Origin of the sequence: Kitasatospora sp. NPDC056783 (genome assembly GCF_042789895.1) — a bacterium.
Lineage (GTDB): Bacteria > Actinomycetota > Actinomycetes > Streptomycetales > Streptomycetaceae > Kitasatospora.
In genome coordinates this window covers 1-8480 of record NZ_JBHUAF010000380.1, presented here as the reverse complement: position 1 = coordinate 8480, position 8480 = coordinate 1, and the positions used below count along the sequence as shown (strand labels likewise).

Here is an 8480-nt window from a genome sequence, read left to right as displayed (position 1 = left end):
GAACTCGGCGGCAGCGTCAGATGTGTTACAGAGCCACGGCCCGTTCGTCGGCGAGCGGCGCCGCCTCCAGCGCGGCCAGCGACTGCCGCATCAGTTCCTCGATCCGCCGCTCCACCAGCTCGGGCGCGCCGCTGCGGGCGACCAGCTCGCGCAGCCCGGCGACCTCCTCGGTCTCCAGGTCCGGCGCGCCGAGCCGCTCGTCCAGGTGCCGGGCGTCGGCGGCCGACAGGCCCCGCATCGCGTGCGCGACCAGCAGGGTGCGCTTGCCCTCGCGCAGGTCGTCCCCGGCCGGCTTGCCGGTGACGGCCGGGTCCCCGAAGACACCGAGCAGGTCGTCGCGCAGCTGGAAGGCCTCGCCCAGCGGCAGCCCGAACGCCCCGTACGCCTCGACCAGCTCCGGTCCGGCGCCGGCCAGCAGGGCACCCACCTGGAGCGGCCGCTCGATGGTGTACTTCGCGGACTTGTAGTGCAGGACGGTCTGCGCCCGCTCCAGCGCGCCCTCGTCGGTCGAGTCGCCGGCCACCGGCTCCAGCACGTCCAGGTACTGGCCGACCATGACCTCGGTGCGCATCAGGTCGAACACCGGCTTGGCGGCCAGGACGGCGGCCGGTTCCAGCCCGGAGCGCAGGAACAGCTCGTCGCACCAGATCAGCAGCAGGTCGCCGAGCAGCACCGCGGCCGAGGCGCCGTACTGCTCGCGGTCGCCGCGCCAGCCGCTGTCGCGGTGCAGTGCCTCGAATCGGCGGTGCACCGAGGGCAGGCCGCGGCGGGTGTCGCTGCGGTCCATCAGGTCGTCGTGCACCAGGGCGCTGGCCTGGAGCAGCTCCAGGGCGGCGGCCGCGTTGGCGATCGCCTCGCCGGTGGCGCCCGCGGCCTGGCCGCCGGCACCGCGCCAGCCCCAGTAGCAGAAGGCCGGGCGCAGCCGCTTGCCGCCGTCCAGCAGGAAGTCGCGCAGCGCGTCGGCGGCGGGGACCAGCTGGGGCGAGATCTTGCCGAGCAGCACGGACTGGCGGTCCATGAAGGCGGCGAGCGCGGCGTTGACGCGGGTGCGGACGTCCTCCGCGTCGATGGGGTTGACCGCACGATGGGCAGGCCGGGCGCTGGGCGAGGTCACGATGGGGCTCCGCTGGTTTCTCTGGGGTGCAGCAAGCGTAGCGGGGAGGGCGGGAACGGGTGTGCGAGAAGCCCGGCCGGGGGCGCGGCGGGGGCGGCCGGAGTCCGGAATCCGGGACGAACCGGAAAGACGTCCATCACTTGTCTCGATAGATGGAATCCGCTGCCCGGCCCTTCCGAAGGCCGGATAGCCTGCCAGCATGGCACTCGGCATCGCTTCGACGAGAACGGATCGCGCACTCACCGTGCGCGAACTCCTGGCAGCCGGCAAGCGTTCCTTCTCCTTCGAGTTCATGCCGCCGCGCACCGAGGCCGGCGAGCAGAAGCTCTGGGACGCCATCCGCCGGCTCGAACCGCTCGACCCCAACTTCGTCTGCATGACGTACGGCGCGGGCGGCTCCTCGCGCGAGCGCACCGTCAACATGGTCGGCCGGATCGCCACCGAGACCACGCTGACCCCGGTCGCCCACCTCACCGCGGTGGACCACTCGATCGCGGAACTGCGCAACATCATCGGCCAGTACGCGGACCAGGGGGTGCGGAACGTCCTCGCGGTCCGCGGCGACCCGCCCGGCGACCCGAGGGGCGAGTGGGTCAGGCACCCGGACGGCGTCACCTACGCGTACGAGCTGGTGGAGCTGATCAAGGGCATCGGCGACTTCTGCGTCGGCGTCGCGGCCTCGCCGAACATGCACCCGCGCTCGACCGACTGGGACGAGGACATCCGGCACTTCGTGGCGAAGATCCGCTCCGGGGCCGACTACGCGATCACCCAGATGTTCTTCGAGGTGGACGACTACCTGCGGCTGCGCGACCGGGTGGTCGCCGCCGGCTGCGAGGCGCCGATCATCCCGGAGATCATGCCGGTCACCAACGCCAAGCAGCTGGAACGCTTCCCGCAGCTCAGCGGCTCGCCCTTCCCCGCCGACCTGGAGGCCCGCCTGCGGGCGGCCATCGACGACCCGGCGGCGCTGCGGGCCATCGGTATGGAGCACGCCACGGCGATGTCCGAACGGCTGCTCGCCGAGGGTGCGCCCGGTCTGCACTTCATCACGCTGAACCACTCGACGGCGACGCTGGAGATCTACCAGAACCTGGGACTGCACCAGCGCTGAGGGGCGGTCGGCGGCCGGCCCGGGCGGAGCCCGCCGGGCCGCTGCGCGGGCGTCTCCCCGCCGTGGACGCCGGGTGTTCACGAGCCCGTCACCGTACCGGGGTGGCGGGCTCGGTCGTGTGCGCCCGGCGGCCGACGGCGGTGGGAACGCGATGCGGTACCCCGGCCGTTGAACCGGTACAGTCGCGGCACACGCGCGGCGTGGACGCGCGGGCACGCGACTGGAGGTAGCGGGCGGATGGGCATCGGATACCTGCTGCTGTGCGCCGCGTTGGCGGTGGTGGCGCTCTGGCTGCTCGCGGAGGTGCTGCTGCAGAACCGGGCGCCGCTGCACTGGCGGGCCCTGGCCCTGGCGGGCTTCCTGGGCGTGGCCGCCGGGATGGCCGTCGGGTCGGTCGTGGTGATCGGGGCGGGTGCCGCGCTGTTCGCGGTCGGCCAGACCTTCGTCACCCTCTCCGTCAAGCGCGGCCACCAGACCGGCTGGTCGCTGCGGAAGTCCGACGGCAGCCTGCCCGGCCCGCTCGCCAAGGTGCCGCTGCTCGGCGCCCTCACCGGCGGCGCCGCCGCCGTGGCGGCCGTCGCGGTCGCCGAGAAGCGGGTCGGCGAGGTCAGTGCCGTCGAGGAGACCCCGGCCGCGGTGCCGGTGCCGGTGCCCGACGAGGCGCCGGAGGTGGAGCAGACCGCCACCTTCGAGATGCGGGAACTCGCCCAGGACGGCGTCTACGCCCCCGGGTACTACGAGCAGCCGCAGGTCCAGCCGCAACCGCAGGACCCGTACGCCGCCACCTACCAGGCCGGCTACGACCAGGAGCAGTGGCAGACCGAGCAGCAGCCCGTCTTCGCCTACGACCAGCAGCAGGCCTACGGCGGCTACCAGCAGCACCAGCAGCAGGACCCGTACGGCGGCTACCAGCAACCCCAGGACCCGTACGCGGGCTACCAGCAGCAGCACCAACAGCACCAACAGCAGCAGCCCCAGGACCAGCACCAGCAGCCCCAGCACCAGCAGCCCTGGGACCCGAACGCCCACCAGCAGCAGCACTGGCAGCCGCAGCCCGACCAGCCGGACCCGCAGGTCCAGAGCATCCCGCAGCAGCCGATGTACGACCAGAACTACGGCTACCAGCAGCAGAACACCTGGCACCAGGGCTGAGGGCGTTACGCCGGGCCGATCAGCCCGGCGGTGATGCACGCCGACATGCCGACGCGGGCGAGGCCGCCGCCGGGGTGGGCGTTGCCGCCGACCAGGTAGAGGCCGGGGACGGCGGACTCGTTGGCCGCGTGGAGCCAGTGGCCCGAGGAGCCGGCCAGGGCCGGGCGGGGGACGGAGCCGAACACCGCTCCGGTCTCCCGGCGGGTGTCCTCCGGGGTGCGCACGACCCGCCAGAGCACCCGGTCGCGCAGGCCCAGGCCGGCCGCGTCGACGTGGGCGAGCAGCTGGTCGGCGTAGCGGTCGGCGAACCCGGGGGCGGTCCAGTCGACGTCCTCCTCCTGGGCCGGGACGGTCGCGGTCAGCACCACGCTCTCGTGCCCGTCGTCGGGGCGCAGCGTCGGGTCGTCCGGGCGGAGCACCTGCACGGTGGGGCGCTCGCAGGGCGGCTCGGAGAGGGTGAGGGCGTTCGCCTCGGCCGCCGGGTCGGCCGCGTGGACCACCGTCCGGTGCACGGTGCCCTCGGGCCGGGCCCCGCGCAGCGCGAGCAGCACGCTGAACCGGCCGGGCACCTCGAACGGCTCCCACTCGTCGGCCGGCAGCTCCGGCCACTCGGCGATGCCCCGGCCGAACAGCACGTCGGTGTCGATCGCGGAGACCACCAGGTCCGCGTCGATCCGGCCGTGCGCCGTCTCGACCCCGGCCGCCCGGCCGTCCGCCACGACCACCCGGGTGACGGGCGTCCCGAAGCGGAACTCGACCTTGCGCAGCTCGCAGCGCCGGTACACCGCGTCGGCGAGGGCGCGCATGCCGCCCCGGACGTACCAGACGCCGAAGGACTGCTCCATGTACGGCAGCACGGTGGCCCCGGCCGGGGCCAGGCTCGGCGAGATGCCGTGCCGCAGCGCGGGCTCGCCGAGCAGGGCGGTCAGGCCGGGGTGGTCGCCGAGTTGCAGCCGGGCCACGTCGAGGAGGGTCCACGGGCGGGGGCGGCGCAGCCGGGCCAGGCCGGTGCGCGGCGGGACGGGGTACGGGTCGGCCGTCAGGGCGGCCCGCTCGGCCGGGGAGAGGTCGTCGAGGAAGGTCGGGCGGGGTTCCTCCAGCAGCGGGCGGCGGGTGGCCTCCCAGACCGTCCGGCCGTGGTTCATCACCTCGCTCCAGCGGGCGCCGGCCCCGGCGCCGAAGGCGGTGTCCAGGGCCTGGCTGACGCCGCCGCGGGAGGCGTTGGGCAGGGTGACGGCGGTGCCGTCGGGGAACAGGTGCCGGCTCTCCGGGTCGACCGGGGCCAGCTCGACCAGCTGCTCCAGCGGCTCCTTGCCGGTCTTCAGGGCGAGGTCGCGGTAGACCGCCGGGAGGGAGAGCAGGCCGGGCCCGGTGTCGAAGGCGAAGCCGTCGCGCTCGTACCGGCCGACCATGCCCCCGTACGTGCCGCTCGCCTCGCAGACCGTCACCCGGTGGCCGAGGGTCGCCAGCCGGGAGGCCGCCGCGAGCCCGCTCATTCCTGCGCCGATGACGACGATCTTTGCCATGGCCCCGATCCTAAGACCCGCCCCCGGCGTCCCCGGCCCGCCCTACGCGCCCCCGGCCCGTCCTACGCGCTCTCCGCCGCCGCCCGGGCGGCCCGGCGCTCGCGGCGGCGGGCCCGGAAGGCGCGGATCTTGCTGATCGCCAGCCAGACCAGCAGCAGGCCGGCGGCCAGGACCACGGCGGCGACCGAGGCGGCCAGCCAGGGGTGGAAGATCGCCAGCGTGACCAGGCCGGCCACCGAGAGGTCCTCGGCCATGCTGACCACGATGTTGCTGAACGGCTCGGGAGAGGTGTTGACGGCCATCCGCAGTGAGGACTTCACCAGGTGGCTGACCAGCGCCGAGGTGCCGCCCATCGCGCCGGCCGCGACCTCGCTCAGCGAGCCGGGGTCGTGGCTCGCGATCAGCACGCCGACGGTGGCCCCGGCGATCGGCCGGATCACCGTGTGCGCGACGTCCCAGACGCTGTCCACGTACGGGATCTTGTCGGCCACCGCCTCCAGGGTGAACAGCACGGCGGCCGCCACCAGCACGTCGGTGCGCTCCAGCGCCTGCGGCACCGAGTCCGTGTCGGCGAACCTGCCCAGCAGGCCCAGCAGCAGCACCACCGCGTAGGCGTTGATGCCGCTGGCCAGTCCGCTGGTGAAGATCAGCGGCAGGACCGTCATCGCGTCGTCCCCTCCTCGTCGGGCGGGCCGGCAGTGCTCCTCGCCCGGCGGAGCCGGTGGCACCCGGCCCCGCCGCCGTACCGTACCGGCAGCCGGGACGCCGCGGCGGTGTCCGCCGGTTCCCGGGGCAACGGCAGGCCTCCTGAGTACGGATACTCAGATCGAGGGTTGAGTACCTGAGCGGATGGCCTCCGACCTGCGCGGACGGGAGAGTGGTGGCACCCGGGAGGACGGCGCGTAGGGCGTCCGGCCCGCCCGGGCGGCGGATGCCGTCCGTCTTCCGGCCGCGCAGGCGGCAGGAGGCGCCGGACGGACCGCCACGGGGCTGGTCACGGTCCTCGCACCGCCGGCACGGGGCGGCGGAGCGGGCCGGGGGGAGACCGGCCACGGGGGAGGTTCGCCACCGCCGACCGTGTGGGGGTCAGCGGAGCGACGGCACACGGCGGCGGCGCGGAACCGGGGGAGGGACCGCGCCCGCCGCCGCTTCGCCGTGTCCCGGCCCCGTTCCGACGGCGGCCGACGGGCCGGATTGTCAGTGGCGGCGTTCACGATGGCAGGGCACGGACCGTCCGGTCCGCGCGCTGCCTCGGAACGGGGGAGACCATGACCGTCAGCCGTCCTGAGCCCGTCACCGCCCGCCTCCACTCCGCCGCCCCGCCGCACCTGCCCGGTCCGGCCGTCGGCCGCCCCTCCGGTGCGGACGTCCACCCCGTGCCGCGCCGGGTCGCCGCGCCGCCGGCCGCCCTCGACCTGCTCGCCGACGCCCACCGCACCCTCGCCCGGGCCCGCGCCCTGGAGGACCCGCTGGAGCGCTACGCCACCGCCCACCTGGCGGCGCTGCGCACGGTGGCCGCCGTCCTGGCGGTGCGCGGCCGCCCGGAGAAGAACCCGCGCCGCCGCAAGGCCATCCGCAGCGCCTGGGAGGTGCTGCCCGAGGTGGCCCCGGAGCTCGCCGAGTGGGCGCTCTACTACGGCGCCGGCGCCCGCCGCCGGGCCGCCGCCGAGGCCGGGATCAGGGGTGCCGCCTCGGCCCGCGACGCCGACGACCTGATCCGGAACTCGGCGCTCTTCCTGCGCCTGGTCGAGCGGCTGCTCGGCCTGCACGCCGCTCCGCCGCCGCCCCGGCCGCCGTCGGACGGCGCCGGGAGGCCGGGCGCGAGCGGGGCTCCGGCCGGGCCGGTCCGGGGCCTGTCCGGTGGGCATCCGCGGGACAGGCCCTAAGGTGGAGGCATCCTGATCGATCTGCACGTGCCAAGGAGCCCCACCTTGTACCCGACGCGTCCCCGCAGTGCCCTGCGTACCGCCGTGGTGTGGGAGGTGGTCCGGGCGGCCCTGGAGAAGCGGACGGCCGAGCTGGACCAGCCGGTGCTCGACGTGGTCGACACCGGCGGCGGCACCGGGAACTTCGCCGTGCCGGTGGCCAAGCTCGGCCACCGCGTGACCGTGGTCGACCCGAGTCCGGACGCGCTGTTCGCCCTGGAGCGCCGGGCCGCCGAGGCCGGTGTGACGGAGCTGGTGCGGGCCGTCCAGGGCGACACCCAGACCCTGCCCGAGCTGATCGCCCCCGGCAGCGTGGACGCGGTGTTCTGCCACGGCGTGCTGGAGGTCGTGGACGACCCGGCCGAGGCGCTCGGCAGCCTGGCCGGCACCCTGCGCCGGGGCGGTCTGGTCAGCCTGCTGGCGGCCAACCGCAACGGCGCCGTGCTGGCCCGCGCGCTGGCCGGCCACTTCACCGAGGCCCGCACCGTGCTCTCCGCCGCCGACGGCCGCTGGGGCGAGCAGGACCCGATGCCGCGCCGCTTCACCGGCGAGGAGCTGGGCCGGCTGGCCGAGGCCGCCGGTCTGCGGGTGGAGTCGGTGCACGGCGTACGGGTCTTCGCCGACCTCGTCCCCGGCGTCCTGGTGGACACCGAGCCGGGTGCGCTGGAGGCGCTGCTGAAGTTGGAGGAGGCCGCCGCCGCGCAGCCCGCCTTCCACGCCGTGGCGACCCAGCTGCACCTGCTGGCCACCCTGGCCTGAGGCGCCCCACGGGGCCCGCGCGCCGTCGCGCGCACCAGGCCGCCGCCCTACGGTTCCGCACGCCGTACGGCGGCGGTTCGCGCTCCGGCGGCCGGTCGGTCCCCGGCCGTTCTCCCGCCCGTTTCCCGGGTGTTCCCGGGCCGTTTCGTCCCGTGCGGCGGCAAACCTTCCCAGGTCCGGGACGATTCCATCCGATCGGGCACTTGTCCGGGGCGTGGCGCGTTGACACCGGTGCGGCCGTCCCCGCTCGAAGTGGCCCGTCCCACGCGGTGCCGACCACTCCGTAACGGGCCCACGGACCGTATGATCTGGGTAAAGCCGGAAAGCATGACAGCCGGACGCGTGGGGCATATGGACGACACGGGTCGGGTCCCCCGCACGGGCGTCCGACCGTGTGCCCCACGGCTGATTGGACTTGCCTCCCCGACCGGGGTGGGCGGACCGGTCGCACCCGCGACCGACGAGTAGGAGGACTCCGTGCCGCTCTCGGAGCACGAGCAGCGACTGCTCGACCAGATGGAGCGAGCGCTGTATGCCGAAGATCCCAAATTCGCGTCGGCGCTCGAGGGATCCGGTCTGCGCACCTACACCCGGCGGCGGGTGTACCTGGCCGTGGCCGGCTTCGTGGTCGGGATCGGCCTGCTGATGGGCGGCATGGTCGTGCCGGACCAGATCTGGGTCAGCGTGGTGGGCTTCCTGGTGATGCTCGGGTGCGCGGTGTTCGCCGTGACCGGCTGGCGTCGCGGGCCCGCGGGCCAGGGGGCGGGGGCCCGTCCGGCCGCCGCGCCGCGCCGCAAGGCCGGGATGATGGACCGGGTGGAGCAGCGCTGGCAGCGCCGCCGGGACGAGCAGACCGGCGGGTTCTGAGTTCTCACGGACACCCGGGAAGC

The 8480-nt window shown here is 74.9% G+C and carries 8 protein-coding genes; 5 read left to right on the top strand and 3 right to left on the bottom strand.

Annotated features, from left to right (window positions below; genetic code table 11):
* Positions 1-25: 25 nt before the first annotated feature.
* Positions 26-1114, bottom strand: a complete 1089-nt coding sequence (locus ACFRMQ_RS34250; protein ID WP_380734676.1) for a polyprenyl synthetase family protein — start codon at positions 1112-1114, stop codon at positions 26-28.
* A gap of 199 nt (positions 1115-1313) precedes the next feature.
* Here ACFRMQ_RS34250 and metF point away from each other — a divergent pair, with 199 nt between their 5' ends.
* Both metF and ACFRMQ_RS34240 read left to right on the top strand, forming a co-directional pair.
* Complete coding sequence (gene metF, locus ACFRMQ_RS34245; protein WP_380734675.1) at positions 1314-2228, top strand: methylenetetrahydrofolate reductase [NAD(P)H]; 915 nt, start codon at positions 1314-1316, stop codon at positions 2226-2228.
* 237 nt (positions 2229-2465) lie between these two features.
* Positions 2466-3380, top strand: coding sequence for a hypothetical protein (locus tag ACFRMQ_RS34240; protein WP_380734674.1), 915 nt, complete (start codon positions 2466-2468; stop codon positions 3378-3380).
* Between the two features lie 5 nt (positions 3381-3385).
* Here ACFRMQ_RS34240 and ACFRMQ_RS34235 read toward each other — a convergent pair whose 3' ends face one another.
* Together ACFRMQ_RS34235 and ACFRMQ_RS34230 are read right to left on the bottom strand one after the other, a co-directional pair.
* Positions 3386-4906, bottom strand: coding sequence for a phytoene desaturase family protein (locus ACFRMQ_RS34235; RefSeq protein ID WP_380734673.1), 1521 nt, complete (start codon positions 4904-4906; stop codon positions 3386-3388).
* A gap of 62 nt (positions 4907-4968) precedes the next feature.
* Complete coding sequence (locus tag ACFRMQ_RS34230; protein ID WP_380734672.1) at positions 4969-5571, bottom strand: DUF4126 domain-containing protein; 603 nt, start codon at positions 5569-5571, stop codon at positions 4969-4971.
* A gap of 603 nt (positions 5572-6174) precedes the next feature.
* Here ACFRMQ_RS34230 and ACFRMQ_RS34225 point away from each other — a divergent pair.
* The 3 genes from ACFRMQ_RS34225 (at position 6175) to ACFRMQ_RS34215 (ending at position 8457) form a co-directional block, all read left to right on the top strand.
* The gene (locus ACFRMQ_RS34225) at positions 6175-6792 is read left to right on the top strand and encodes an SAV_6107 family HEPN domain-containing protein (protein WP_380734671.1); all 618 of its coding nucleotides are present in this window, start codon (positions 6175-6177) and stop codon (positions 6790-6792) included.
* A gap of 45 nt (positions 6793-6837) precedes the next feature.
* A complete protein-coding gene (locus tag ACFRMQ_RS34220; RefSeq protein ID WP_380734670.1) occupies positions 6838-7590 on the top strand; it encodes a methyltransferase domain-containing protein in 753 nt (250 codons plus the stop codon).
* 477 nt (positions 7591-8067) lie between these two features.
* On the top strand, positions 8068-8457 hold the full coding sequence (locus tag ACFRMQ_RS34215) for a DUF3040 domain-containing protein (RefSeq protein WP_380734669.1): 390 nt from the start codon (positions 8068-8070) through the stop codon (positions 8455-8457).
* The last annotated feature ends 23 nt before the right edge of the window (positions 8458-8480 follow it).